This window comes from Nocardioides daejeonensis (assembly GCF_003194585.1).
Lineage (GTDB): Bacteria > Actinomycetota > Actinomycetes > Propionibacteriales > Nocardioidaceae > Nocardioides > Nocardioides daejeonensis.
In genome coordinates, this window is record NZ_QHKZ01000004.1 from 72,377 (window position 1) to 97,457 (window position 25,081).

Sequence of the window (25,081 nt, forward strand, 5' to 3'; positions counted from 1 at the left end):
TCAGGCCCGGACGATCTGGACGGACTCGATGACGACCGGCTCCACGGGGCGGTCCATCGCACCGGTGCGGGTGGTGCCGATGGCGTCGACGACGTCGCGGCTCGCCTGGTCGGCGACCTCACCGAAGATGGTGTGCCGCATGTTGAGGTGCGGGGTCGGCACGGTGGTGATGAAGAACTGCGAGCCGTTGGTGCCCGGGCCGGCGTTGGCCATCGCCAGCAGGTAGGGACGGTCGAACTGCAGCTCGGGGTGGAACTCGTCCTTGAACTGGTAGCCGGGGCCGCCGGTGCCGGTGCCCAGCGGGCAGCCACCCTGGATCATGAAGCTGTCGATGACGCGGTGGAAGCCGAGACCGTCGTAGAACGGTCCGCTGCGGCCGTCGCCGGTGTTGTACTCCTTGGTGCCCTCCGCCAGGCCGACGAAGTTCTCCACCGTCACCGGAGCGTGGTTGGGGAGCAGATTGATGGTGATGTCGCCCTTGTTGGTCTTCAGGACGGCCTGCAGGTCGGACATAGGTGCCCTCTCCTCGTAGATGCATCAGATTGTGTCGGCCAAATCTTCGCAGGCCGGGCAACTCGGAGCACATCCACCCGCGCTCAGGGGTTGGTTCTGTCGGCTCAGCCGGGTTGGATCGAAGGAACCAGCCATTCACGGGAGGCGATCAACACATGTCAAAGCGCAAGTCCACCAGCCTGCTGGAGCAGGCCCACGATGCGGTCGAGGAGATCAAGCCGGTCGTCGAGAGTTCCTTGGAGTCGGCCTACGAGACAGCCAAGGACGCCCTGACCGACGGACGAGAGGTCGCTGCCCAGGCCCTGACCGATGGCCGAGAGGTCGCCGCGCACGCGATCGCCGAGGCCCGGTCCGAAGCGAAGAAGCGCTGCGGCCGCGGGCGCGGGTCCCGTCGTACCGGCAAGCGCCGACTCCGTACGGCGGTGCTGCTGGCCGCTGTCCTCGGCGTAGGTGCCGCTGTCTTCAAGGCGCTGCGGTCGCGCGGTGAGCAGCCGCCGTGGGAGTCCGGCGGCGGGTCCGCGCCGCGCGGCGTGCCCACTCCCGCACCCACGCCGAACGGGGCCACTGCCGCCGTTGCCGCCGACCAGGTGCCCCCGGTGCCGTCGTCGCCTGCGGTGGTCGGTCCCGACGACGCCGCCGGTGCGGCCCCCGGAGAGGCCCTCTCCGACGCTCGAGACGAGAGTGAGCCGAAGGCCGACACCACGCCCGACGACCCGGCGGAGGTGGTCGACCTCCAGCAGCCGGAGACGCCCGGCGACCAGACCTGAGACACCCAGGCCTGGGCGCTACTCCGCGGCGGCTTCGGCCGCTGCGGCAGCGTCGGCGGCGTCCTCCGCCTTCACCCGCTGGGTGGCCCGGTGCTCGGCCCAGAAGCTGAGCACCGGGATGGTGCCGCAGATCAGGGTGACCACGGTGTAGGACATCTCCCAGCGCTCCTGTCGGGCGAGCAAGAACGCGGTGATCAGGAAGATCATGTAGAGCCAGCCGTGGGCGACGCCGAGATACTGCGTGATGGCCTCACCGAGGTTGTGCGCCGTGGAGCCGTCCGCCCAGAGGTCCGGAGTGCTCGGGAAGATGTGCCACATGCCGGTGCCGTCGAAGTTGGCCAGCGGCACGCCGATGAGGATCAGCACGATCAGCAGGATGCCGACGACGGTGGCCATGAAGCGGTAGCGGGTCAGCGCGGGGTTGCTCACGTCTGCGAATCTACTCAAGCCTCGGTAGCGGACCCCTCGGGGCCCTCGGCGTCGGTGGCCTGCGTCTCATCGAGGCGTTGGAGCTCGTCGCGGACCCAGCGCCACCACACGTAGGCGGCGAAGAGCGCGAAGATCCACCATTCGACGGCGTAGAAGAGGTTCCGCAGTGCCGTGGTCGCCTTGGTCTTCGGCAGCTGGTCCAAGGTGGCCGGCTCGAGACCGTCGGTGCCGGGGTTGACCGCTGCGGCACCGATCGGCCAGTCACCGTCGGCGGCCGCGGTGGCCACCACGCCGTAGGCGCCGTAGAGGTCGCGGTCGACATGGTTGAGGGCGTCGGCGATCCGAAGCTGCGGCAAGATGTCGTCGTCGGGGTTGTCGTCGACGGCCCCCGTGCCTTCGCCGGGTTGCAGGTTGACCACCAGCTCGGCGCGACCGGTCGGCGCCGGCGGCACCTCGTCGGTGCTGCGCGTCCAGCCGCGCACGATCATGATGGCCGGCGCCTCGGGGTCGCCGACGGTGAGGGGAGTAGCGACCCAGTAGCCGTCCTTGGCGTCCTGCTCACGGTTGCTGATCAGCACCGTGCCCTGGGACAGCCAGGTGCCCTCCACCACCACGGGGTGGCCGACCAGCTTGCCGGGGAACGGGTCGTCGGGTCCCATCGCGTCGACCAGGGGAACCGGGGTGATCCTGGTCAGGTCGACGGCATCTGCCTGGCGCCGCGCCTGCCAGGCGTCGAGCTGCCAGTTGCCCAGGCCCACCGCGATAGCGACGAGGACCAGCGCCAACAGATGGAATCCCCAGTAGCGCGGGGCGAGGATCCTTGAGGCAGGTGACACCGGACCACTCTACGGAGGCGTTCCGAACGGCTAGCCTGTGGCCCGTGTCCACTCCCCTCGTGCACCACCTCAACTGCGCCACGATGCGACCGGTCGGCGGTCGATGGGCGAGCGAACGCGTCGTCTGCCACGTGCTGTTGGTCGAGCGCGGCGACGGCCTGCTGCTGGTCGACACCGGTTTCGGTACGGCGGATCTCGCCGACCCGGCCCGACTCGGGCAGCCGTTCGTCTCCATGATGCGACCGGCCTTCGAGCTGTCGGAGACCGCCGTTCGCCAGGTCGAGGCGCTCGGCTTCACCGCCGCGGACGTGCGCGACATCGTGGTCACCCACATGGACCTGGACCACATCGGAGGCATCGGAGACTTCCCGGACGCCCGGATCCACGTGGATCTCGCCGAGCTCGACGCAGCGCGCAACCCCAAGCTGAGCGAGCGCAACCGCTACCGCAGCGTGCAGTGGTCACACGGACCCGAGTTCGTGCCCCACAGCAGCGGCGGTGATCGATGGTTCGGCTTCGAGTCCGTGCGGGCGGTGGGTGACGACGTACTGCTGGTGCCGCTGCGTGGCCACAGCCGCGGACACTGTGGCGTGGCCGTGCGCGACACCGCGCAAGGCCCGGACAGCTGGCTCCTGCACGCCGGTGACTCCTACTTCTTCCACGGCGAGGTGGAGACCCCGGTGCGCCGCAAGCCCGGGCTCACGGTCTTCCAGAAGCTGCTCGCGGCCGACGACAAGGCTCGACGCCACAACCAGGAGCGGCTCCGAGAGCTGGTCGCCGGACATCCGGAGGTGCGGGTCTTCTCCGCCCACGACGAGGTCGAGCTCGCCCGCTTCTGACGCGGTCGTGGGCTGCTCCTCATCGCTCCCAGGTGGGTGCGAACGTGAGGCCCTCGATGACGTCGTCCAGCGGAGTGCCACGGAGCTTGCCCTGCACGCTGACGAAGTAGTTGTCGTGCACCTCGCTCACCCACACCGTGTTCGGGTCGCCGCCCTTGTCTGCGTCGTCGGCCCAATAGTCGTGGTCCGCGGCGTCACGCACCACGAACGACAACCAGGCATCGTTGGGACCGGAGCAGGGGAACTTGTCATCGGCCGGGAAGTCGCAGTTCCAGCCCTCCAGGGCGAAGGTGATCGGCAGATCCTGCTTTCCGACAGACGCGCTGCTGTCTTCCTCGACAGGCGGCTCCTCACAGAGCCGCGGACTCATCGCCTTCAGCTGATCCTCTCGCGTGCTCGGCGGGTTGCCCTCCTGCTCACCCAGGCCGTTCACGTAGTCATCCAGGGCGGAGTCGTCGGCCGGCATCTTGCCGTGCGAGACACGGAAGTCGTCGAGACGCTCGAGACACTCCTCGTCGAGGGTGGGGGCGCTGCTTCCGGAGCTCCCGGCAGCGGGACCGACCTCAGGCCCGGGGTCCGCTGTGCCTCCGCCGGGCAGGCCGATGGCGACCACCGCGGCCGCTGCCAGTCCGGCCAAGACGCCCGCGCCGATGCCCGCCGTACGGCGATGCTTGATGCGGGTTCCGGCGCGCACCGAGCCTTCGGTCAGCTGACGTAGGTCGGGCTGCTCGCCGCGGACGCGGTCCCGCAGTGCGTCCCCGAGTCGGGTGTCGAAGTCGTTCATGGGGTGGTCCTCTCGAAGCCGGGATGGTGGGCCTCCAGGAGGGGCCGGAGCCGCGCCAAGGCGCGACGCGAGCGCGTGCGGACCGTCTCCTGGGTGATCCCCAGGTCGTGCGCGGCATCGGCCACGCTGCGGTCCTCCCAGTAGCGCAGGACCACGATCGCGCGGTCGAGCGGCGCCAGCGTGGCGAGGGCGTCGAACAGGTCCAGCCGCGTGGTCGGGTCGGTCGCGTGGACCTCCTGGTGGCTGAAGAGGGAGTCGTCGACGGGTTGCTCGGAGTTGCGCCGCAGTCTGCGGTGCGAGAGATAGGTGTTGAGCAACGTGGTGCGTGCGTAGGCGAGCGGACTGTCCGCGGCACTCACCCGCGACCAGGCCGCGAAGGTCTTCGCGTAGGTCGCCTGAGTGAGGTCCTCGGCCAGGTGATGGTCACCGGTCAGCAGCAGCGCGGCGCGGTGCAGCTGCGCACCTGTCTCCTGCACGAACGTCGTGAACTCCTCGACGCTCCGCTTCCTCTTCATGCCCATCTGACGCCTCCAGAGGCATGGCACGTGACACCCGGACGAGAAATAGTGTGCGCTCACACCGCGGGGAGGATCGAGTGTGAGTCCTGTGCACTTCTCGGCGGCCAAAAGTGCACGGGGTTCACGCTCGATCGTCCACCAGGTCAGAGCCCCGTCGGCACCGCCATGGGGACGACTTCGTTGCAGACGGCGAAGGGCAGCCGGCCCGCCAGCACCAGCCCGACGGCAGCGGCCGGGTTGCGCACCTGGAGACCGACCCGCCCATCGGTGCTGTCGCCGACGGGCATGCCCTGGAACGCATCCGCCCAGGTGACGGGCCCGAGCTGGGGCCAGAGGTCGATCAGGGCCACCCGGTCGTGCAGGTCGGTCCTCCCTGCGCCGAGCCGCGCAGTGGCCACAGGCCCGGAGAAGCTGACCGTGAACGCCTCGAGTGGCCGGAGGAACCGGATGTCCTGCTTCGCCAGCAGCGCGTCGAGATCTTCGACGGTGGCGTCGTCGCCGAGTGCCTCGTCGGTCGGCACGCAGGAGGTGCGCAGGTAGCTCGACTCCACGTCCGGCTCGTACAGGTCGAGGATGCCGGGGACGGAGGCGAGCACCGGGTCGCCCTCGTCGGCGACGCCGTCGACAAGCAGATGCTGCTGGGCGAGCACCTCGCCCCGCAGCTTCGTCGCCGGGTCCGTCACCGCGCGGCGTACCCGGGCCATGTCGAGGTCGCGACGGAACAGCAGCACGAAGCCCGAGCCCGCGGGGGTGCGGAAACGAGCCTCCCACTGCACGTCGTCCTGGCTCAGGTCGTAGTCGAGCCAGAGTCGGGACGCCTCGGGACGCAGCAGCCCCTCGGCGAGCGCCAGCCCCTCACGACGGGCCCGTTCCCAGAAGGCGATCCGGTCCGTCATCAGCGAGTCGCTGGTGAGGCGCGGATAGCCGAGCCGGTCGCGCATCTCGCGCCAGTCGGTGATCGTCACCTCGGTCGCATCCGCAGGGATCAGAGCGAGCGCCTGCCGCGGGTCGGTGGCAGGCCGGTCCGGCTCCACCTGTAGGTCTTGCGGCACCGCGATGAGAGTCGGCTCCGGATCCGCCTTCGGCCTCGTCTCCGGCGATCCGCCGCAGCCAAGTGGAAGGAGCAGGCCGAGCAGCAGCACGAGGAGGATCCCGAGACGGCTGCGCATGGGTGCCATTCTCCCCGACCGCCTGTGGCCCTCTCTTCCGCACCGGATCCAGCTACGCCGTCGCGACGTACTCACCGCGATGGCCCGCTCCCGAGCGGCGGGTTCACGACGTGATGCAACCAGTCCGGTTGATCTGTCGCCCTCGGGGAACCGGTCTCCTATGGACGCGACAACGCCGGGGCACACGATCTGGACGATCGGCCACTGGACCTGTCCGAAGCCGGTCTTCTTGGAGCCGCTCTTGGCGGCTGAGATCGAGTTACTTGCCGACGTACGTGCGCTGCCGGGTTCGCGCCGTAGCCCGCAGTTCGACGCCGACGAGATGCCGGCCTGGCTCGAGGAGGTGGGTATCGACTACCTCCACCTGACCGACCTCGGCGGGCGGCGGCGCAAGCAGGAGGTCGACCCCAAGGTCAACGCCGCGTGGCAGAACGCGAGCTTCAAAAACTACGCCGACTACACGCTCACCGAGGGGTTCCAACACGGCCTTGCCGAACTGGAGCGGCTCGCGGAGCAGCAGCACGTCGTGATCATGTGTGGCGAGCCGATGCCGTGGCGCTGTCACCGCCTGCTGATCTCGAACGTGCTCGCGGCCCGCGGGTGGTCCGTGCAGCACCTGATGACCACCGCGCCGCCGCGTGAGCACCGCCTCGGCCAGTGGGGTGCCGCGCCCCACGTCGACCCTGACGGCACGGTCACCTATCCGGCGACGGAGGACGCCGATGACTGAGCCGAGCGCCCGCGAGCGCATGCTCGCCGGCGAGCTCTACCTCGCCTCGGACCCCGAACTCGTTGCCGCCGCGACCCGCGCCGCCGCGCTCGCCGATCAGTTCAACGCCCCCGGCACCGATCCCGTACGGCGCGACTCCCTGCTGCGCGAGCTGCTCGGCCGGGTAGGTGACCAGGTGATGGTGCGGGCACCGCTCTACGTCGACTACGGCACCCAGCCCAGTCTCGGCGACCGAGTGTTCGTGAACTACGGGCTGACCGCCCTGGACTGCGCTGCCATCACCGTCGGAGACGACACCCTGATCGGCCCGCACGTGCAGCTACTCACCCCGACCCATCCGCTCGACCCCGAGGTGCGTCGCAGCGGACTGGAGAGCGCTCATCCGATCACGATCGGCGAGAACGTGTGGATCGGCGGCAACGCCACAGTGCTGCCGGGCGTGACCATCGGCGACCACGCGGTAGTAGGCGCCGGCGCCGTGGTCACCCGTGACATACCTGCCCGGACCGTGGTCGCGGGTACCCCGGCCCGGGTGATCCGGACCGTGTGATTCCTGGTGGTGGGCTCAGAACGTGCGGCTTCTCTAGGGACGGAAATAGTCGAACAGACCTTGCTTGATCGGCTCGGTGAAGCGCAGAGTCATCGTCACCACAGCCAGAGGCTTGCCTTCTCCATCAGGCATGGTCGTCTCGATCGCGTCGTGTGCGACCGCGACTCCGAGATAGTAGTGATCAGACTCAACATCGTCCTTCTTCACAAAGACGTGTACGACTACGTCGCGGTCGACGATGGCCCGTACCTCGTCACTGACGAGTGTCCGGCGCGATCGTGAGAACCATCGCATACTCGATTCGTCGAGCAGAGCATCCTCATAGGCGGTGCTCGCATCGATGGTGTCGGACTTGTGTAGCGTCACGAAGATCGCGCAGACGTCGCGGCTGCGGTCGGTCTTGTAGCCGTAGATTGTCGATGAGGTGCTGCGCGGCCAGCCGATGATCCGGGCCGCGTCGCGTCGCGAGTACTGCAGCCCGGTCGTGAACGGTACGTCGGATCGGTAGCGCGTCCGCGTGAGAGCTTCGCCTGTCGTCAGCGCGTCGTCGATCTCGTCGCGCAGCCGTTCCGACCCTTCGAGTTCAGCCCGGAAGGCCTCTGTCATGCTGACTTGCTGGCCCTCCACAGTGACCAACGGGTCGGCGTACCGCTTGAGGTCGGAGGCGGCGTACCCCGTCAGCGTAAAGGTATCGAGGGCTGCCCTGACGCTGTTCTCGTCGTGCGCCAGCCCGCGCTCGACGAAGGCCGAGAGCAGGTCGGCGATGCTCACGGCACCACGCTCGCGCAAGAGGCCGAGGACGACGAACTCGTGCAGTCGCTTGGCGGCGACGACTTCGTGGGAGACGAGGCTCAGGGCTCGGGAAGCTGCCGTTGACAGACCGGCATCCACCCGCAGAAGTCGCTGGACCAGCGCGGGGTAGTGCTCGACCCTCGTGGCAAGCAGCATGGGATCGACGGACTCGAAGCGATGGAAGTCCCACAGCTTCGGTATGCCACCGACGCGATGCTGCATCGCCTCTAGGGCGGACTTGAGACGCCTCATGCTGTCGAGACTCGCGGCCTCGATCGATCGGAGGATCCGTTCGCGGGAGACCTCGTCGAAGCTCACGCTCGACAGGCCGGGCAGCACGCCACCCTCGACGGTCTCGTTGAGCTTCTCCCGCAGAGACTCGCGGTTGAGGGACTCGTCGCCGAAGAGTGCGATCGGGATCAGGAAGTTGTTGGTGTAGTTGCCGATCACGTCGATGACGACGAGGTAGTCCTTGCCCTCGGCGAGGCGCAGCCCGCGACCGAGCTGCTGGACGAACACGATTGCGGACTGGGTCTGGCGCAGCATCACGATCTGGTTGACCCGCGGTATGTCGACACCCTCGTTGAAGATGTCGCCCGTCAGCAGATAGTCGAGTTCTCCAGCTTCGAGCTCGGCGACGCGTTGCTCGCGAACGTCGGTTGCGTCATCTCCGGTGAGTGCCACCGTACGAAGCGGCCGCCCGTTGAGCTGATGTTGGTTGAGCGCAGCTGAGAGCGCGTGCGCCTCCTCCTTGCGGCTGCAGAAGATCAATCCGCACGGAGCGACGCCGGCCTGGCCGTACTTCTCGAGGACCTCGATGAGGAACCGGACTCGCTCCGGGGTGATCAGCAGGCCCAAGTCGGAATCGTCGCTCGTCGTACGGCCGTCGTCGTACGTGATGTCGGAGACGCCGTAGTAGTGGAACGGGCTGAGCATCTCGGCTTCGAGCGCGTGGTTGAGCCGGATCTCGTAGGGCACGCAGAAGTCGAAGAGTTCGAAGACGTTGAACCCGTCGGTTCGTTCGGGCGTTGCCGTCATGCCGAGGAGGAAGTCGGGTTCGAGCCGGTCGAGGACCCGTTGGTACGTCGCTGCGCCAGCGCGATGGGCTTCGTCGATGATCACGTAGTCGAATGCATCCGCCTGGATGCCGTCGAGGACGTGCTGTTGGGACAGCGTCTGGATCGTGGCGAAGACGTAGCGTCGATCGTGTTGCTTGGCCGAGCCCGTCAGCTTGCCGTAGTCCGAAGCCGGCCCACCGAGCACGCGGCGATACTCCTTGATCGTGCGGTCCAGGATCTGCTCGCGGTGGACCACGAGCAGCATCCGCGCTGGCGCCGCCGCCCGAACGTCGAGCGCGGAAAGGATGGTCTTTCCGGTGCCCGTGGCGGAGATGATGATTGCGCGTCGCGCGCCCTCGGCACGAGCCAGATCGAGTGCCAGGAGAGCGTCCTGCTGCATCGCATTCGGCTGTACGTCGACCGGCTGTTCTGCGGGTTCCGGAAGACTCTGCTGGGGACCACGTCGGGGCGGCGCGACGTACGTGTCGGCGTACGCCTGGATCCACTCTTCGGTCAGCGGCTCGGATCCCGCGACCTGCTCCTCCAGCAAGCGGCTGATCTGATCGGCGAGGTCGCTACCCTTGGCAGCCGCCACTTTGAGGTTCCATTCGTGGTTGCGCGACAGGGCCTGGCTGGTGAGGTTCGAACTGCCGATCATTGCCGTGACGCTCGGCCCCTGCTCGAAGATGTAGCCCTTCGGGTGGAAGCCGCGAGCGGTGTGTCGTCGTACGTCGATGTCCGCGTGCTCACGAAGCTTGAGCAGTTCGGCGAACGCCTGTGGCTGGTTGAATCCGAGGAAGTCGGAGGTGATGATGCGGCCCGGACCCTCGAAGTCGTAGAGATGCTGCTTGAGCTGCGCGATCGCGCTGGGCGACACGAAGGCGACCGAGAAGGTGAACGCGTCGCAGCGCTGCAGTTCTTCGAGGATCGCGTGCTCGACGGTGGCGTCGTCGCCATTGAGTACCAGCTTCGGGTTATATCGCCGGGGCGCGACGGCCGTGCTCGCGAGATACCCGAACTCGATGTCGAGCTGGAACTTGTCCGGCCAGGACGGGTCCAACGTCACGCCGCCGCCAGGATCTGCACGGCCGGAATATCCGCCGGCGCCCAGTCCAGCGTGGGCAACTCGCTCGGCGCGAGCCACTTGATGGCGGCGTGCTCGGTCAGCACCGGCACGCCTTCAACCAGGCGGCAACGAAAGGTCGTGAGCGTCACCGTGCCGAAGTCGTACTCATGGGCAGTCGTCGTCACCTCGTCACCGACATCGACGGCACAGCGCAACTCCTCACGGATCTCCCGCTCCAGCGCCTGGAGGGCCGACTCTCCCGGCTCGATCTTCCCGCCCGGGAACTCCCACATCCCCGCCAGTGCCCCGAGGCCCCGCTGGGCACACAGGATCAGCCCATCGCGCTCGATGACCGCACCGACGACGGCGATCTGCTTGCTCACACTTCCCCCTGACGTCACCGCGAGCTTAGTGAACGTCGGGCAGTTTCAGAGGAGCAACCGCAGACCGACCTGCGGTGTCTCGACAAGCTCGACAGCCGAGCTGGTGGAGCCTAGGGGACTCGAACCCCTAACCCCCTGCTTGCAAAGCAGGTGCGCTACCAATTGCGCCAAGGCCCCGGAGGCCGCTCGTCGGAGCGTGCGGCCGGCGGTGGACGGTCAGACCGTCCTGTTGACGTCGTCCGTGGCAGCGGCCCAGAGAGCCTGCTCCTGCTTGGACTCGTCCAGCTTCTTCTTCGCGAAGATGGCACCCGCAGCGGCGAGCGCGATCAGCAGCAACTTCTTCATGGGGGTCTCCCTAGGTCGTGGGCGGAACGGACCCATTGTGGCTGAGGGGGGCAAACAGGGGTGGGCCTAACAGGACTTGAACCTGTGACCTCTTCCTTATCAGGGAAGCGCTCTAACCGTCTGAGCTATAGGCCCTTGCGACCGGGGAAGACTATCCCACGCCCCGGTCCGCGACCAAAACGGGTCCGGCCAGGCTCACTTGTCCTCTTCGCTCAGGGTCAGCTCGACCCCGCCCATGAGCGCTGCCGCCATGTTGTAGAGGAACGCGGTGAGCGTGGCGATGGCCGTGATCAGTACGACGTCGATCACCGAGACGAGCATCGTGAAGCCCATGACCCGCGACGTACCGAGGTAGTCCTCCACGTCGAAGGTGTTGGAGTCCTCGCCGATCACATCGAGCACCATCTGGTTGATCGAGTCCCAGACACCTGCGGCGCCCAGCACGCCCCAGACGATCCCGACGGCGACCACGGTGACCACGCCGAAGGCCACCGAGAGCAGGAACGACACCTTCATCACCGACCAGGGGTCGATCCGGCTCAGTGTCAGCTTCGCCCGGCGGGGACGACGGCCGCCCGAGGAGGCGGCCGCCTTGTCCTGCGCCGACTTGGACTCCGGGTTTGCGTTGGCCCGCAACTGGTCGGCAGCCGAGGAGATCGCGGTGGAGATCCGCTCCGTCAGTGGCTGCTTCTGGTCTTCGGCCATCACTCACCCTCCTCGGGCGCTGCGTCGGTGGTGGGCTCGATTGTTGCATCGGCGGCCACGTCGGCCGATTCGTCGACACCGGCACCCTCGACGACGCCGTCCTCCGGCGCCTCGCTGCCCTCACCGTTCTCGTCGGCCTCGTCGTCGACGCGACTCTCCACCGAGCGCGCCACCACGGCGACGGCGTCGCCACGCTTGGGGCTGACGAACTTCACGCCCTGCGTGGAGCGGCCCGTGGGCCGGAAGTCCTCGTTGATGGGGGAGCGGACCACCTGGCCGGACTGGGTGATCGACAGGATCTCGTCACCCTCCTCCACGATGAACGCGCCGACGAGCACACCGCGGTCCTCGTTGCCGAGCGCCATCGCCTTGATGCCGAGGCCGCCGCGCGACTGGATCCGGTACTCGGTGATCCGGGTCCGCTTCGCGAAGCCACCGTCGGTGATGGTGAAGACGTACTGCGGGTGCAGCCCGAAGTACGGCGACGCCGCCGGCGCCTCCTCGCCCTCGGTCAGGCCCTCGCCCTCCTCCTCGGCCGCCACCTGCGCGGCCCGGATGATCGACATCGAGAGCAACGAGTCGCCGTCCCGGAACTTCATGCCGGTGACGCCTGAGGTGGCCCGGCCCATCGGCCGCAGCTGGTCGTCAGCGGCCTGGAAGCGGATCGCCTGCCCCTTGCGGGAGACCAGCAGCACGTGGTCCTCGGAGTTGACCAGCTCGGCTCCGATCAGCTCGTCGTCGTCCTCGCGGAAGTTGATCGCGATGACGCCGGCCTGACGCGGGCTGTTGTAGTCACCCAGGCGGGTCTTCTTGACCAGACCGTTGCGGGTCGCCAGCACCAGGTACGGCGCCTGCTCGTAGTCGCGGATGGCCAGCACCTGGGCGATCGACTCGTCCGGCTGGAACGAGAGCAGACCGGCCACGTGACCGCCCTTGGCGTCACGTGAAGCCTCCGGCAGGTTGTAGGCCTTGGTGCGATAGACCCGGCCGGCCGTGGTGAAGAAGAGCAGCCAGTGGTGGTTGGTGGTGGCGATGAAGTGCTCCACCACGTCGTCACCACGCAGCGAGGCACCGCGCACACCCTTGCCGCCGCGCTTCTGGGTGCGGTACTGGTCTGCGCGCGTGCGCTTGGCGTAGCCGCCTCGGGTGATGGTGACGACCAGCTCCTCGTCGGGGATCAGGTCCTCCATCGACAGATCGCCGTCGGCCGCGATGATCTGGGTACGCCGCTCGTTGCCGTACTTCTCGACGATCTCAGCGAGCTCGTCGGCGACAATCTGACGCTGGCGCGTCTCGTTGGCGAGGATGTCCTTGAGGTCGGCGATGTAGAGCTCGATCTCGGCCAACCGGTCGATGATCTTCTGGCGCTCCATGGCAGCCAGACGACGCAGCTGGGTGTCGAGGATGTAGTTGGCCTGCAGCTCGTCGATGTCGAGCAAGGCCATCAGGCCGCTGCGGGCGTCGTCGACCTCGGGAGAGCGGCGGATGAGGGCGATGACCTCGTCGAGCATGTCGAGGGCCTTGACCAGACCGCGCCAGAGGTGGGCGTCGGCCTCCGCCTTGCGCAGGCGGAAGGCAGTACGACGCTGGATGACCTCGATCTGGTGGGTCACCCAGTTGCTGATGAAGGCGTCGAGCGGAAGCGTGCGCGGCACGCCGTCGACCAGGGCCAGCATGTTGGCCGAGAAGTTGGTCTGCAGCTCGGTGTGCTTGAAGAGGTTGTTCATCACCACGCGCGCCACGGCGTCGCGGCGCAGCACCACCACGAGCCGCTGGCCGGTGCGCGAGGAGGTGTCGTCGCGCACGTCGGAGATGCCCTGCACCTTGCCGGAGTCGGCCAGCTCGGCGATCTTGAGCGCGAGGTTGTCGGGGTTGACCATGTAGGGCAGCTGGCTGATCACCAGGCAGGTACGCCCCTTGGCGTCCTCCTCGATCTCCATCACCGCTCGCTGCGTGACCGAGCCGCGACCGGTGCGGTAGGCCTCCTCGATGCCCTGGCGACCGACGATGAGCGCGCCGTTGGGGAAGTCGGGTCCCTTGACCCGTTCCATCGCTGCCTCGAGGAGCTCTTCCTTGGTGGCGTCCGGGTGCTGCAGCGCCCAGGTCGCGGCGTCGGCGACCTCACCGAGGTTGTGCGGCGGGATGTTGGTGGCCATGCCGACCGCGATGCCAGCCGAGCCGTTCACGAGCAGGTTGGGGAAGCGGGCGGGCAGGATGGTCGGCTCCGAGGAGCGACCGTCGTAGTTCGGCTGGAAGTCGACGGTCTCCTCGTCGATGTCGCGGACCATCTCCATGGCCAGCGGTGCCATCCGGCACTCGGTGTAACGCATGGCGGCCGCGGGGTCGTTGCCCGGCGAGCCGAAGTTGCCCTGCCCGTTGATGAGCGGCGCCCGCATCACCCACGGCTGCGCAAGACGCACCATCGTGTCGTAGATCGCCGAGTCACCGTGCGGGTGGTACTGACCCATGACGTCACCGACGACGCGGGAGCACTTGCTGAAGCCGCGGTCAGGACGGTAGCCGCCGTCGTACATCGCATAGAGGACACGACGGTGCACCGGCTTCAGGCCATCGCGTACGTCGGGCAGTGCCCGGCCGACGATGACCGCCATCGCGTAGTCGATGTAGGAGCGCTGCATGGAGGTCTGCAGCTCGATCTGGTCGATCCGGCCGCCACCACCAGTGCCGTCGGTGCCGGGGTTCTCGGGGGGGTTCTCACTCATGGAGCTCTGTCCTTCTGAAGGCTTCTACTCGAATCTAGTAAATCTGCAAGAGATCTAGATATCGAGGAATCGGACGTCCTTGGCGTTGCGCTGGATGAAGGAACGGCGCTGCTCGACGTCTTCACCCATGAGGATGGAGAAGATCTCGTCGGCCTGCGCGGCGTCATCGAGGGTCACCTGGAGCAGCAGCCGGCTGTCGGGGTTCATCGTGGTCTCCCACAGCTCGTCGGCGTTCATCTCACCGAGACCCTTGTAGCGCTGCACCGGGTTCTCCTTGGGCAGCTTCTTGCCGGACTCGATGCCAGCCTTCATCAACGCGTCGCGCTCGGCGTCGGAGTAGACGAACTCGTGCTCGTGCGGCTTGTTCCATCGCAGTCGGTAGAGCGGCGGCTGCGCCATGTAGACGTAGCCGTGCTCGATCAGCGGCTTCATGAAGCGGAACAGCAGCGTGAGCAACAGCGTGTTGATGTGGTGGCCGTCGACATCGGCGTCGGCCATCAGCACGACCTTGTGGTAGCGCAGCTTGTCGAGGTCGAACTCCTCGTGGATGCCGGTGCCGGCCGCGGAGATGATCGCCTGGACCTCGGCGTTGCCGAGCACCTTGTCGATGCGGGCCTTCTCGACGTTGAGAATCTTGCCGCGGATCGGCAGGATCGCCTGGATCCGCGGATCCCGGCCCTGCTTGGCCGAACCACCCGCGGAGTCACCCTCGACGATGAAGACCTCGCACTCGGCGGGGTTGGTCGACTGGCAGTCGGCCAACTTGCCCGGCAGGCCGCCGCCACCCAGCAGGCCCTTGCGGTTGCGGGCCAGGTCGCGCGCCTTGCGGGCGGCCATCCGCGCCGACGCGGCCGCCTGCGCCTTGCGGATGATGTCCTTGCCCTCGGTCGGGTTCTGCTCGAGCCACGCACCGAACTGGTCGTTGACGACGCGCTGCACGAAGCCCTTGGCCTCGGTGTTGCCCAGCTTGGTCTTGGTCTGACCCTCGAACTGGGGCTCGCCCAGCTTGAGCGAGATGATCGCGGTCAGGCCCTCGCGGATGTCGTCGCCCTTGACCCTGTCTTCGGCCTTCTTGATCAGGCCCCACTCCTCGCCCCAGTTGTTGACCAGGGTGGTCAGCGCGGCCCGGAACCCCTCTTCGTGGGTGCCGCCCTCATGGGTGTTGATCGTGTTGGCGAAGGTGTGGACCGACTCCTGGTAGGAGGTGTTCCACTGCATCGCGACTTCGAGGCTCATGTGGTTCTCGACGCCCTCCGGCGTCTCCGCCTCGAAGTCGATCACCGACGGGGTGGCCTTGTCCTTGCGCCGGTTGAGGTATTCGACGTAGTCGACCAGGCCTCGGTCGTACTTGAAGACCTGCTCCAACCCCCCACGCTCGCCCGGGCGTACGGCGTCACTGCCGACCTGGTCGATCTCGGTGGCGACGGTCTCGTCCTGGACAGCCTCCAAGACGTCGTTGGCGGACTCCCGCTCGTCGCGGACCACGATCTCGAGGCCCTTGTTGAGGAAGGCCATCTCGCGGATCCGGGTGGTGATCGTCTCGAGGTTGTAGGTGGTGGTCTCGAAGATGTCGGCGGAGGCGTAGAAGGTCACCGCGGTGCCGGTGCCCTCGCCGTCGGCCAGCGGACGCACCTGCTGCAACGGATAGTCCGGGTCACCGAGGCTGAACTCCTGGCGCCAGAGGTGGTCGCGGTTCTTGACCTCGACGACCAGCTTGGAGGAGAGCGCGTTGACGACCGAGACGCCGACTCCGTGCAGGCCGCCGGAGACCTTGTAGCCGCCGCCACCGAACTTGCCGCCGGCGTGCAGGACGGTCAGCGCGAGCGTCACCGCCGGGAGCTCCTGGCCTGGCGCCGTACCGGTGGGAATGCCGCGGCCGTTGTCTTCGACGCGGATGCCGCCGTCGTCCTGCAGGGTCACGATGATCCGGTCGCAGTGGCCGGCGAGTGCCTCGTCGACCGAGTTGTCGACGATCTCCCAGATCAGGTGGTGCAGACCGCGCTCACCGGTGGAGCCGATGTACATGCCTGGACGCTTGCGGACCGCTTCCAAGCCCTCGAGGACCTGGATGGCCGATGCGTCGTAGCTGCTTCCCTCGGGGGGGGCCGTGCTGGAGGAGTTGGTCTCCGGAGTGACGGCTTCGTTGTCGGCCACGCATACCTCTATCTCGGCAGATCCGTACATGCAACGGGTCGTCCACGATGATCCAGGGGACGACCCTGCTCCATGTTACCGCGTAGGAACCACAAAAACACGCTTTGCAGGCCCGTTCAGGGCCTCAGATGGGTCCCCCTATGCTCGCCGGGGCCGGAGATCGGCATTTCGTGGGCCTGGGAGCACCTCAGCCGTAGGTGTCTCGGGGTCCCCGACCGTCGCGCACCGAGAAGCGGCCCCGCCGCCAGGTCGGCAGGTTGGGTCCGAGCACGTCGATGACGGTCACCGATCCGTGACCGAGCTCCTCGTTGAGCCGACGCAGCAGCTGGGGTGCCAACAGCCGCAGCTGGGTCGCCCACGCGGTCGAGTCCGTCTGCACGGTGAGCTTGCCGTCGGCGAAGGAGACCGGGGTGCAGTGCTGCGCCACCTCCGCACCGACCAGCTCCGCCCACCGCCCGAAGACGCCGTGCATCCGCAGGTCGAGCGCCCAGCCGCGCTCCGAGACCAGGCGGCCCAGGCTGGAGTCGAGCAGCTGCGGGTCCCGCTCGTCCGGGTGCGCCCCCGACGCCTTCGGCGTGATCCGCCGCCTCCTGGCCCGGCGCCGCAGCGGCCTCGGCTTGCCCCCGGGTGCGCCCGCGATCGCCTTCGCCACCGATCGGGCGAGGTCGAGACCGCTCTCGTCGTGCTCGGCGTCGACCCAGAAGTCACGCTCCTCCGCCTCGCCGCCCTCCTCCGAGGTCGAGCCACCCCCATCGGAGGTCGAGCCACCCCCATCGGAGGTCGAGCTTGTCGAGACCGGGATCTCGACAGGCTCGATCACCGGGGACGGCTCGATCACCGGGGATTGATCGACCCCCGGAGACGGATGGGACTCCTCAGCCACGGGTCACCTCGCCCCCGGCGACCGCGTAGCGGGTCCCTGCCAGGATCTCGGGTACGTCGCCGGGCACCGCCGCAGTGACAAGCACCTGCTCGGCGTCGGCCACCATCTCGGCCAGCTGGAGTCGCCGCTCGGTGTCGAGCTCGGCGAAGACGTCGTCGAGCACCAGGATCGGATCGTCGCCGTCGCTGCGCAGCAGCTCGTGGCTGGCCAGCTTGAGGGCGAGCGCGAACGACCACGACTCACCGTGCGAGGCGTATCCCTTCACCGGGAGGCGCAACCCGTCAGCCACCCCGAGGCTGAGCGCCAGCTCGTCGCGGTGCGGGCCGATCAGCGTCAGCCCGCGGTCCAGCTCCTCTCGGCGGCGCTCCTCCAGTCCCGCCCGGAACGCACCTTCGAGCGGGTCGGGCTCGGGCAGCACCACACCGAGCTCGAACGACGGCTGGAGGACCAGGTCGGCCGCCTCGCGGTCCGCTCCCCGGGCCACGGCGGCGTACGCCGCACCGAGATGCGGCCGCAGGTCGTCGACCAGTGCGAAGCGAGCCGCCATGATCTCTGCCCCGGCCCGCGCCAGATGCTCGTCCCACACCACGAGGGTGTCGGTGATCTCCTGCTCGACGCGCCGGGACCCGCCCTTCGCCCGCGCTTGCTTCAACAGGGTGTTGCGCTGCTTGAGCACACGCTCGTAGTCGGCCTTCGTGCCGGCAAGCCGCGGCGTACGCAGCACCATCAGGTCGTCGAGGAACCGTCGCCGTTCGCTCGGGTCGCCCTTGACCAGCGACAGATCCTCGGGGGAGAAGACCACGGTCCGCACCAACCCGACCAGGTCTCGAGTCCGGGGGAGCACCGAGCGGTTGATCCGGGCCCGGTTCGCGCGGCCGGGGTTCAGCTCGATCTCCAGCACCGCCGTCCGGCCATCCCGTACGACGGCCGCCCGGACCACGGCCTGATCGGCACCGGCGCGCACGAGCGGGGCGTCGCTGGCGACGCGATGCGAGGCGAGGCGACTCAGGTAGTCGATCGCCTCCACCAGGTTGGTCTTGCCCTGGCCGTTGCGACCGACGAAGACGTTGACCCCGGGCTCCAGCGGAAGCTCGAGACTGGGATAGGAGCGGAAGTCATGCAGAGTCAGGTGCGAGACGTACACCGGTCAATCGCCGCTGTCCGGACGCTCGGCGCGTACGGCATGACCACCGAACTGCTGGCGCATCGCGGCGATCGCCTTCATCGCGGGGGAGTCGTCCTGCCGGGAGACGAAGCGGGCGAAGAGAGCAGCAGTGATCGCGGGCACCGGCACGGCGTTGTCGATCGCGGCCTCGACCGTCCAGCGTCCCTCACCGGAGTCGTCGGCATAGCCCGCGATCCCGGCCAGACCCGGGTCCTGCTCGAGCGCCGTCACCATGAGGTCCAGCAGCCAGGAACGGATCACGGTGCCCTCACGCCAGGAGTCGAAGACCTCCGTCACGTTGTCGACCAGATCGACCTTCTCCAGCAGCTCCCAGCCTTCCGCGTACGCCTGCATGAGCGCGTACTCGATGCCGTTGTGCACCATCTTGGCGAAATGGCCGGCGCCGACCTTGCCGGCGTGCACCGCGCCCGAGTCGCCTGCCGGCTTCAGCGCGTCGAAGACCGGCTGGGCACTGGCGACGTGCTCGGGCGTGCCGCCGTACATCAGGGCGTAGCCGTTCTCGAGTCCCCAGACGCCGCCGGAGACACCGCAGTCGACGAAGCCGATGCCGTGCCGTGCCAACTGCTCGGCGTGCGCGATGTCGTCGGTCCAGCGCGAGTTGCCGCCGTCGACCACCAGGTCGCCCGGCTCCAGCAGCCGACCCAGCTCGGTGAGCGTCGCATGGGTGGGCTCGCCTGCCGGCACCATCACCCACACCAGCCGGGGCGAGGGCACGGCGGCGACGAGCTCCTCGAGGGAGGCGACGTCGCTCACCTCCGGATTGCGGTCGTAGCCGGTGACGGCCAGACCCGCGCGGCGCAGCCGCTCGCGCATGTTGCCGCCCATCTTGCCCAGACCGATCAGCCCGATGTGCAGTGTCACCTTCTGGTCACCTCCAGGGTGGGACCGCGGCGCCGGAGATCAGGACAGCAGGCGTCGCGGCATCAACAGGTAGCGGAATCCGTTGGCCGTGGTGTCACTCTCGGTGGCGATGCCCCGCATCACCACGGGCTTCGACGCCTGGGTGAAGGCGAGCTCGACCACCGGCTCCTCGATGGCGTTGAGACCGTCGAGGAGGAAACTGGGGTTGAACCCCGTGGTGATGTCCTCGCCCGTGATGCTGGCCTCGATCGACTCGCTGGCCTGCGCCTCGTCGCCCGAGCCCGCGTCGAGGGTCAGCACGCCGTCGCTGAAGGCGAGCTGCACGGCCGTGTTGCGGTCGGCGACCAGCGACACGCGCTTGACCGTCTCGATGAGCGACTCGCGATCGACGGTCGCGATCGTGCCGTGCTCGGCGGGGAAGAGGCTGCGCACCTTCGGGAACTCACCGTCGAGCAGCCGGGTCGTCGTACGCCGGGTGCCTCCGGGGGCGACGCCCTCGAACCCGATGATGCCGTCGCCACTGCCGCTCGCGGAGAGCGCAATGGTGATCTCGGTGCCGGAGGCGAGTGACTTGGCGGTGTCGGCAAGAACCTTGGCCGGCACCAGAGCCGCGACGGTCTCGTCGGGGGTGCGCGGGTTCCATGGCAGCTCGCGCAGCGAGAGCCGGAAGCGGTCGGTGGCGAGCAGGGCGATGCCCGAGCCCTCGATCTCGATGCGGACACCGGTGAGCACCGGGAGCATGTCGTCGCGGCCGGCGGCGGTCACGGCCTGACCCACGGCACGTGCGAAGACGTCGCTGGCGACGGTGCCGGTGGCCGCCGGCATGTCGGGCAGGGTGGGGTACTCAGCGACCGGCATCTTCTGGAGGCTGAAGCGGGCCGACCCGCAGGTCAGCGAGACCCGGGTGTCTTCGTCGGAGAGCTCGACCGGCTTGTTGGGCAGGCTCCGGCAGATGTCGGCGAGCAGGCGGCCGCTGACCAGGACCTTGCCCTCGTCGGCGACCTCTGCGGTGAGCTCTGCACGGGCCGAGGTCTCGTAGTCGAAGGTGGACAGCACCAGGCCGGCGTCGCTTGCCTCGATCAGCAGGCCGGCGAGGACGGGGGCGCTCGGACGGACCGGCAGGCTGCGCGCTGCCCAGGCGACGGCATCGGCGAGCACGTCGCGATCGACGCGGAACTTCACGTAACTCTTCCTCCATGCACGCAGGTACCGACGGCCGGGAATGACACGCCTGGACTGAGCATCCTGCCACGTGCTCCCAGGCTGTCGGGAGCCCCGGGGGCTCGGGAGTTGTCATTCGTCAGCCACGGACCCGGCGCCAGCGCCCGCTCATCCACAGGAGGCAGGCCGTTCGGGAAGTTCGCGGTCATCAGGGGCAGAAATTGAGTTCATCGTTGTCATAGGAGCTGTGGATGCTGTGGACAACCTGCGTTCTTGCTGGTCACCCTCCGGAATCGCTCTCCACAGGGGGTGTGCACTCCGCTGTGGCGACGCTGGCCGCCGGTGTGCAGGCGGGGTCGGCGGAATAACAAGTTCGCGGCGTACCCACAGATCACTCATTTGTGATTCGCACCTGCTGGGGCGGTTCCTCCACAGGCCGGCGACGCCAGCCATCAAGCCTGGCGGGCCTGCATCTTGATGCGGTTCGTCAGCTCCGAGACCTGGTTGAAGACGGAGCGGCGCTCGGCCAACAGCTGGTTGATCTTGCGCTGCGCGTACATCACCGTCGTGTGGTCGCGGTTGCCGAACTGCGCGCCGATCTTCGGCAGGGAGAGGTCGGTGAGCTCGCGGCACAGGTACATCGCGATCTGCCGGCCCTGCACGAGGTGGCGTCCCCGGCTGGGCCCGGTGAGCTCCTCGATGGAGACGCCGAAGTACGCCGCTGTCTGCGCGATGATCGAGGCCGCCGTGATCTCCGGCTCGCCACCCTCGGGGATGAGGTCCTTGAGCACGATCTCGGCCAGGGTCAGGTCGACGTCCTGGCGATTGAGGCTGGCGAACGCGGTCACCCGGATCAACGCGCCTTCGAGCTCGCGGATGTTGGTGTGGATCTTGGAGGCGATGAACTCGAGCACCTCCGGCGGCGCGGTCATCCGCTCGATCGCGGCCTTCTTGCGCAGGATCGCGATCCGGGTCTCCAGATCGGGCGGCTGGACGTCGGTGATCAGGCCCCACTCGAACCGGCTGCGGAGCCGGTCCTCCAGCGCCTCGAGTCGCTTCGGCGCTCGGTCGGAGGTGAGGACGATCTGCTTGTTGGCGTTGTGCAGCGCGTTGAACGTGTGGAAGAACTCCTCCTGCGTCTGCGTCTTGCCCTCCAAGAACTGGATGTCGTCGATCAGGAGCACGTCGACGTCGCGATAGCGGCGCTGGAAGGTCTCGGGTCGCTTGTCCTTGATCGCGTTGATGAACTCGTTGGTGAACTCCTCGCTCGAGACGTAGCGCACCTTGATGCCTCGGAAGAGCGAGCGGACGTAGTGACCGACTGCGTGCAGGAGGTGGGTCTTGCCCAGGCCGGAGTCGCCGTAGACGAGCAGCGGGTTGTAGGCCTTGCCGGGTGACTCGGCCACCGCGACGGCTGCCGCATGGGGGAAGCGGTTGGAGGAGCCGATGACGAAGGTCTCGAACGTGTACTTCGGATTGAGTCTCGTCTCGAGCACCGACGGCTGGCTGTCAGTTGTCGACATATCGACATATCGATCTGTCGCTACAGGGGCGGGGATCGGCTCGGGCTCAGGCTCCGGAGGGGTCGGCTCCTCCGCCAGTACGCCGTCGTCCAGCTGAGGGTTGACGGTGACCGCGATCCGGATCTGCTGCCCGAAGGCGTCGCTCAACGAGTCCTCGAGCCGGGTCCGCAGCCGGCCCTCGAGCTGGGTGCGGGTGAAGTCGTTGGGCACGGCGATGATCGCGGTCTGCTCGTGCAGCGTGACCGGCTCGCTGGCGCGCAGCCAGGCACGCTGGTTGGGCTGCAGGTCGTCGACGAGCGTCCGCCACACCTGGTTGAGGTCCGGTTGGTCGTCCTGAGCCGCCACGAGGGTCCTTCCCGAAAACTTGATCCACAACTTTCTCCACAGGTTGTGCATGGCGGGTGGAGATCGTGGAGGAAACCTCGTCCCGGACGCCGAAGAACGCCCGTCGTGACGCCATCGATGCAGGTCAGAGTCGAAATTCCCACCTCTGTGAGGCACCTCACAGAGGACGGGTGAACCGGACTCCGACGCGTTGTCCACAGGGTGTGAACAGGCCGAACCTAACCCGTCGCTCCCCGCTCGATCAACCCGTCATCCACAGGTTCGGCCGCCGTGGGTTTGACCCCCTGTTCCGCCACCGCGTACCGTTGCAAGGTCTGCGTCGGTGTCGACCGGTGCCGCATGCCCACGAAGCCCCACCTCAGGGGCGTCCTGGACGGGCGGTGCCAGCCGAAGCTGCTGCCCCCGCTCGGGCATCGCACGTGGGCATTCCGTGACAACCTGCCATCGAAAGAGCAAGCCGTGAGCAAGCGTACGTACCAGCCGAACAACCGCCGCCGCCACAAGGTGCACGGTTTCCGCCTTCGCATGCGCACCCGCGCCGGCCGCGCGATCCTGTCCGCACGTCGCCGCAAGGGCCGCAAGCAGCTCGCCGTCTGAGCTCACCGACGTTGCCTGCGCGGCCTTGCTGCCCAAGGAGTCCCGGATCCATACCGGGGCCGATTTCCGGGCGGTGACGCGAGCGGGTAGTCGTGCCGGGTCAGCGACCCTGGTCGCCCACCTGTGGGTGGACCCGGCAGGAGGACCTCGCCGCGCGGGATTCGTGGTGAGCCGTGCGGTGGGCAATGCGGTGGTACGCAATCGCGTGCGACGCCGCCTCCGTCATCTGGTCCGGGAGCACCTCTTGGTGCTCCCGGACTCTGGCATGCTCGTGGTGCGTGCGCTGCCTGCCTCCGCAAGTGCTCCGAGCGCGGTCCTTGAGCGTGATCTGCTCAAGACACTCGATCGAGTCTGCCGATGAGGTATGACCCGCTCCGCTGGTTGTTGATCGGCCTGCTCCGCCTCTACCGGATGCTGATCAGTCCCCTCTACGGGCAGGTGTGCCGCTATCACCCGAGCTGCTCGGCCTACGCCCTGGAGGCAGTGACCGTGCACGGCAGCATCCGCGGTAGCTGGCTCACCGTACGTCGTCTCGGTCGGTGTCATCCCTGGTCCGCCGGCGGCTACGACCCGGTCCCACCCTCACGCCACACGCCCGCCCCCTCCCAAGGAGCCTGAGTGTCCTTCATCGGTTCGATCGGCAGCTTCATCATGCAGCCGCTGTACTACGCGATCTCCGTGGTACTCGTCGGCTTCCACACCGTCTTCGGCAAGCTCTTCGGCGAAGCCTCGGGCGCCGCGTGGGCGCTCTCGATCGTGGGCCTCACGATCGTCATCCGCGCCGCGCTGATCCCGCTCTTCGTCAAGCAGATCAAGGCCTCGCGCAACATGCAGCTCCTGCAGCCGCAGGTGAAGGAGCTGCAGAAGAAGTACGGGCACGACCGGGAGAAGCTCGCCCAGGAGACCATGGCGCTCTACAAGGACGCCGGGACGAACCCCTTCGCCTCCTGCATGCCGATCCTGCTGCAGATGCCGATCTTCCTGGCGCTCTTCCGACTCCTCGACCACGCCGCCAAGCGCGGTGACGGGCGGGGAATCCTCAGCGACGAGAAGGCGACCCAGTTCGCGCACTCCGAGCTCTTCGGCGTCCAGATCTCCAAGACCTTCATCGGTGCGGACGGCGACACCGGCGTCATGATCATGGCGGCGTTCTTCGTCCTTGCGATGCTCGTGACCACCTTCACCACGCAGCGCCAGCTGATGACGAAGAACATGCCGGAGTCGGCGATGACCGGCCCCTACGCGCAACAGCAGAAGATGCTGCTCTACGTGCTGCCTGTCGTCTTCGCTGTCGGTGGCGTCGCCTTCCCGATCGGTGTGCTCATCTACTGGACGGTCTCGAACCTCTGGACGATGGGACAGCAGTTCTACGTGATCCGCCGCAACCCGGCGCCCGGTACGCCTGCCTTCAAGGCGAAGCAGCAGCGCGACCAGCGCAAGGGCATCGCTCCGAGCGCCGATCCGAGCGCGGCCACTGCCACCGAGGAGGCGCCGCCTACGCACCAGCGGGTGCAGCCGAAGCGGCAGAGCAAGAGCCAGCGCAAGAAGAACACGGGCCCGAACAAGAACAACCCGTGACCTGAGTTTTCCCCTGTCGAGTTCTACCCCATCTGGGAGTGCACCTGTGACTGAAGAAGTGACCGAGGAGGCCCGTCGCCCCTCACGCGTCGAGCGCCTCGAGAATGAAGGCGACATCGCCGCCGACTACCTCGAGGAACTGCTGGACATCGCCGACCTGGACGGCGACATCGACATGGACGTCGAGGGTGACCGGGCGTCCGTCTCCGTCGTCGGCGGAGACCTCAAGCAGCTGATCGGCCGCAACGGCGAGGTGCTGGAGGCGCTGCAGGAGCTCACGCGCCTGGCGGTGCACCGCGAGACCGGCGAACGCTCGCGGCTGATGCTGGATATCGGTGGACACCGTGCGGCCCAGCGTGAGCGCCTGGTGGCGCTGGCGGCGGAGACGGTGGCGCAGGTCCGGGAGTCCGGCGAGCGAGTCGCGCTCACGCCCATGTCGCCGTTCGAGCGCAAGGTCGTGCACGACGCTGTTGCCGCTGCGGGGCTCCAGTCGGAGTCCGAGGGCACCGAGCCGAAGCGGTTCGTCGTGGTCCTCCCCGGCTGATGTCGCCATGACGGATGTTTCACGTGAAACACCCCCCGTCGC

General features: G+C 67.7%; 26 protein-coding genes and 2 tRNA genes. 9 read left to right on the plus strand and 19 right to left on the minus strand.

What is annotated here, in order from left to right; all coding sequences use genetic code 11:
• Entirely contained in the window at positions 1-513 is a 513-nt protein-coding gene (locus tag DNK54_RS11490; RefSeq protein WP_110207132.1) for a peptidylprolyl isomerase, read from the minus strand.
• Between the two features lie 155 nt (positions 514-668).
• Between DNK54_RS11490 and DNK54_RS11495 the strand changes: the two genes are divergently transcribed.
• A complete protein-coding gene (locus DNK54_RS11495) occupies positions 669-1,280 on the plus strand; it encodes a hypothetical protein (RefSeq protein WP_110207133.1) in 612 nt (203 codons plus the stop codon).
• Between the two features lie 18 nt (positions 1,281-1,298).
• Here the strand turns inward: DNK54_RS11495 and DNK54_RS11500 are convergent, their stop codons facing one another.
• Both DNK54_RS11500 and DNK54_RS11505 read right to left on the minus strand, forming a co-directional pair.
• Positions 1,299-1,709, minus strand: coding sequence for a DUF3817 domain-containing protein (locus DNK54_RS11500; RefSeq protein ID WP_204164547.1), 411 nt, complete (start codon positions 1,707-1,709; stop codon positions 1,299-1,301).
• A gap of 14 nt (positions 1,710-1,723) precedes the next feature.
• Entirely contained in the window at positions 1,724-2,545 is an 822-nt protein-coding gene (locus DNK54_RS11505; RefSeq protein ID WP_110207134.1) for an SURF1 family protein, read from the minus strand.
• A 44-nt stretch (positions 2,546-2,589) separates the two neighbouring features.
• Here DNK54_RS11505 and DNK54_RS11510 point away from each other — a divergent pair, with 44 nt between their 5' ends.
• Positions 2,590-3,384 (plus strand): MBL fold metallo-hydrolase, encoded by a 795-nt coding sequence (locus DNK54_RS11510; RefSeq protein ID WP_239460051.1) that lies wholly within the window; start codon positions 2,590-2,592, stop codon positions 3,382-3,384.
• A gap of 19 nt (positions 3,385-3,403) precedes the next feature.
• On the opposite strand, the gene DNK54_RS11515 is transcribed toward DNK54_RS11510, so the two are convergent.
• The 3 genes from DNK54_RS11515 to DNK54_RS11525 all read right to left on the minus strand — a co-directional run bounded on the left by DNK54_RS11515 (position 3,404) and on the right by DNK54_RS11525 (position 5,855).
• A complete protein-coding gene (locus DNK54_RS11515; protein WP_110207135.1) occupies positions 3,404-4,168 on the minus strand; it encodes a hypothetical protein in 765 nt (254 codons plus the stop codon).
• Positions 4,165-4,683, minus strand: a complete 519-nt coding sequence (locus tag DNK54_RS11520; protein WP_204164548.1) for a SigE family RNA polymerase sigma factor — start codon at positions 4,681-4,683, stop codon at positions 4,165-4,167. The genes DNK54_RS11515 and DNK54_RS11520 overlap by 4 nt, the downstream gene beginning before the upstream one ends.
• A 146-nt stretch (positions 4,684-4,829) precedes the next feature.
• Positions 4,830-5,855 (minus strand): hypothetical protein, encoded by a 1,026-nt coding sequence (locus DNK54_RS11525; protein ID WP_110207137.1) that lies wholly within the window; start codon positions 5,853-5,855, stop codon positions 4,830-4,832.
• Positions 5,856-6,015: 160 nt separating this feature from the next.
• On the opposite strand from DNK54_RS11525, the gene DNK54_RS11530 reads away from it, so the two are divergent.
• Together DNK54_RS11530 and DNK54_RS11535 are read left to right on the plus strand one after the other, a co-directional pair.
• Positions 6,016-6,585 (plus strand): DUF488 domain-containing protein, encoded by a 570-nt coding sequence (locus DNK54_RS11530; protein WP_110207138.1) that lies wholly within the window; start codon positions 6,016-6,018, stop codon positions 6,583-6,585.
• On the plus strand, positions 6,578-7,135 hold the full coding sequence (locus tag DNK54_RS11535) for a sugar O-acetyltransferase (RefSeq protein WP_162602413.1): 558 nt from the start codon (positions 6,578-6,580) through the stop codon (positions 7,133-7,135). Before DNK54_RS11530 ends, DNK54_RS11535 begins: the two co-directional genes overlap by 8 nt.
• A 33-nt stretch (positions 7,136-7,168) precedes the next feature.
• On the opposite strand, the gene DNK54_RS11540 is transcribed toward DNK54_RS11535, so the two are convergent.
• From DNK54_RS11540 to dnaA, 13 genes are all read right to left on the minus strand, one after another.
• Positions 7,169-10,051 carry a DEAD/DEAH box helicase gene (locus DNK54_RS11540; RefSeq protein ID WP_110207139.1) on the minus strand — a complete coding sequence of 961 codons (2,883 nt, stop codon included), beginning with the start codon at positions 10,049-10,051 and terminating at the stop codon, positions 7,169-7,171.
• On the minus strand, positions 10,048-10,434 hold the full coding sequence (locus DNK54_RS11545; RefSeq protein ID WP_110207140.1) for a (deoxy)nucleoside triphosphate pyrophosphohydrolase: 387 nt from the start codon (positions 10,432-10,434) through the stop codon (positions 10,048-10,050). Before DNK54_RS11545 ends, DNK54_RS11540 begins: the two co-directional genes overlap by 4 nt.
• 101 nt (positions 10,435-10,535) lie before the next feature.
• Positions 10,536-10,611, minus strand: a tRNA-Ala gene (locus DNK54_RS11550).
• A 39-nt stretch (positions 10,612-10,650) separates the two neighbouring features.
• A complete protein-coding gene (locus DNK54_RS21480) occupies positions 10,651-10,779 on the minus strand; it encodes a DLW-39 family protein (RefSeq protein WP_239460052.1) in 129 nt (42 codons plus the stop codon).
• 61 nt (positions 10,780-10,840) lie between these two features.
• Positions 10,841-10,914 (minus strand) — tRNA-Ile (locus tag DNK54_RS11555).
• A gap of 60 nt (positions 10,915-10,974) precedes the next feature.
• A complete protein-coding gene (locus tag DNK54_RS11560; RefSeq protein WP_110207141.1) occupies positions 10,975-11,484 on the minus strand; it encodes a DUF3566 domain-containing protein in 510 nt (169 codons plus the stop codon).
• Positions 11,484-14,207: a DNA gyrase subunit A gene (gyrA, locus tag DNK54_RS11565; RefSeq protein WP_110207142.1), complete on the minus strand. Its 2,724-nt coding sequence runs from the start codon at positions 14,205-14,207 to the stop codon at positions 11,484-11,486. Before gyrA ends, DNK54_RS11560 begins: the two co-directional genes overlap by 1 nt.
• A gap of 54 nt (positions 14,208-14,261) precedes the next feature.
• Entirely contained in the window at positions 14,262-16,391 is a 2,130-nt protein-coding gene (gyrB, locus tag DNK54_RS11570; RefSeq protein ID WP_110207143.1) for a DNA topoisomerase (ATP-hydrolyzing) subunit B, read from the minus strand.
• A 157-nt stretch (positions 16,392-16,548) separates the two neighbouring features.
• Entirely contained in the window at positions 16,549-17,244 is a 696-nt protein-coding gene (locus DNK54_RS11575; RefSeq protein WP_239460053.1) for a DciA family protein, read from the minus strand.
• Positions 17,237-18,388: a DNA replication/repair protein RecF gene (gene recF / locus DNK54_RS11580; protein ID WP_110207144.1), complete on the minus strand. Its 1,152-nt coding sequence runs from the start codon at positions 18,386-18,388 to the stop codon at positions 17,237-17,239. The genes DNK54_RS11575 and recF overlap by 8 nt, the downstream gene beginning before the upstream one ends.
• Positions 18,389-18,391: 3 nt before the next feature.
• Positions 18,392-19,285: a phosphogluconate dehydrogenase (NAD(+)-dependent, decarboxylating) gene (gene gnd / locus DNK54_RS11585; protein WP_110207486.1), complete on the minus strand. Its 894-nt coding sequence runs from the start codon at positions 19,283-19,285 to the stop codon at positions 18,392-18,394.
• Between the two features lie 45 nt (positions 19,286-19,330).
• Positions 19,331-20,473, minus strand: a complete 1,143-nt coding sequence (dnaN, locus tag DNK54_RS11590) for a DNA polymerase III subunit beta (protein ID WP_110207145.1) — start codon at positions 20,471-20,473, stop codon at positions 19,331-19,333.
• A gap of 431 nt (positions 20,474-20,904) precedes the next feature.
• The gene (dnaA, locus tag DNK54_RS11595; protein WP_420846378.1) at positions 20,905-22,320 is read right to left on the minus strand and encodes a chromosomal replication initiator protein DnaA; all 1,416 of its coding nucleotides are present in this window, start codon (positions 22,318-22,320) and stop codon (positions 20,905-20,907) included.
• 459 nt (positions 22,321-22,779) lie between these two features.
• Between dnaA and rpmH the strand changes: the two genes are divergently transcribed.
• Genes rpmH through DNK54_RS11620 form a run of 5 tightly spaced genes read left to right on the plus strand, consistent with a single transcriptional unit; the run spans position 22,780 to position 25,039 of the window.
• Complete coding sequence (rpmH, locus tag DNK54_RS11600) at positions 22,780-22,917, plus strand: 50S ribosomal protein L34 (RefSeq protein ID WP_110207147.1); 138 nt, start codon at positions 22,780-22,782, stop codon at positions 22,915-22,917.
• 25 nt (positions 22,918-22,942) lie between these two features.
• Positions 22,943-23,278, plus strand: a complete 336-nt coding sequence (gene rnpA / locus DNK54_RS11605; RefSeq protein WP_110207148.1) for a ribonuclease P protein component — start codon at positions 22,943-22,945, stop codon at positions 23,276-23,278.
• Positions 23,275-23,535: a membrane protein insertion efficiency factor YidD gene (gene yidD / locus DNK54_RS11610; RefSeq protein WP_110207149.1), complete on the plus strand. Its 261-nt coding sequence runs from the start codon at positions 23,275-23,277 to the stop codon at positions 23,533-23,535. Before rnpA ends, yidD begins: the two co-directional genes overlap by 4 nt.
• Entirely contained in the window at positions 23,536-24,495 is a 960-nt protein-coding gene (gene yidC, locus DNK54_RS11615) for a membrane protein insertase YidC (RefSeq protein ID WP_110207150.1), read from the plus strand.
• A gap of 46 nt (positions 24,496-24,541) precedes the next feature.
• Positions 24,542-25,039: a Jag family protein gene (locus tag DNK54_RS11620; protein ID WP_110207151.1), complete on the plus strand. Its 498-nt coding sequence runs from the start codon at positions 24,542-24,544 to the stop codon at positions 25,037-25,039.
• The last annotated feature ends 42 nt before the right edge of the window (positions 25,040-25,081 follow it).

Bases quoted from the DNA above. Each gene is read 5' to 3' on its own strand.
- DNK54_RS11490 (WP_110207132.1), bottom strand. From the start codon at position 513: ATGTCCGACCTGCAGGCCGTCCTGAAGACCAACAAGGGCGACATCACC.
- DNK54_RS11530 (WP_110207138.1), top strand. From the start codon at position 6,016: ATGGACGCGACAACGCCGGGGCACACGATCTGGACGATCGGCCACTGG.
- yidD (WP_110207149.1), top strand. From the start codon at position 23,275: ATGAGGTATGACCCGCTCCGCTGGTTGTTGATCGGCCTGCTCCGCCTC.
- DNK54_RS11560 (WP_110207141.1), bottom strand. From the start codon at position 11,484: ATGGCCGAAGACCAGAAGCAGCCACTGACGGAGCGGATCTCCACCGCG.
- DNK54_RS21480 (WP_239460052.1), bottom strand. From the start codon at position 10,779: ATGAAGAAGTTGCTGCTGATCGCGCTCGCCGCTGCGGGTGCCATCTTC.
- DNK54_RS11495 (WP_110207133.1), top strand. From the start codon at position 669: ATGTCAAAGCGCAAGTCCACCAGCCTGCTGGAGCAGGCCCACGATGCG.
- gyrA (WP_110207142.1), bottom strand. From the start codon at position 14,207: ATGAGTGAGAACCCCCCCGAGAACCCCGGCACCGACGGCACTGGTGGT.
- DNK54_RS11515 (WP_110207135.1), bottom strand. From the start codon at position 4,168: ATGAACGACTTCGACACCCGACTCGGGGACGCACTGCGGGACCGCGTC.
- DNK54_RS11525 (WP_110207137.1), bottom strand. From the start codon at position 5,855: ATGCGCAGCCGTCTCGGGATCCTCCTCGTGCTGCTGCTCGGCCTGCTC.
- DNK54_RS11520 (WP_204164548.1), bottom strand. From the start codon at position 4,683: ATGAAGAGGAAGCGGAGCGTCGAGGAGTTCACGACGTTCGTGCAGGAG.
- gyrB (WP_110207143.1), bottom strand. From the start codon at position 16,391: ATGTACGGATCTGCCGAGATAGAGGTATGCGTGGCCGACAACGAAGCC.
- DNK54_RS11535 (WP_162602413.1), top strand. From the start codon at position 6,578: ATGACTGAGCCGAGCGCCCGCGAGCGCATGCTCGCCGGCGAGCTCTAC.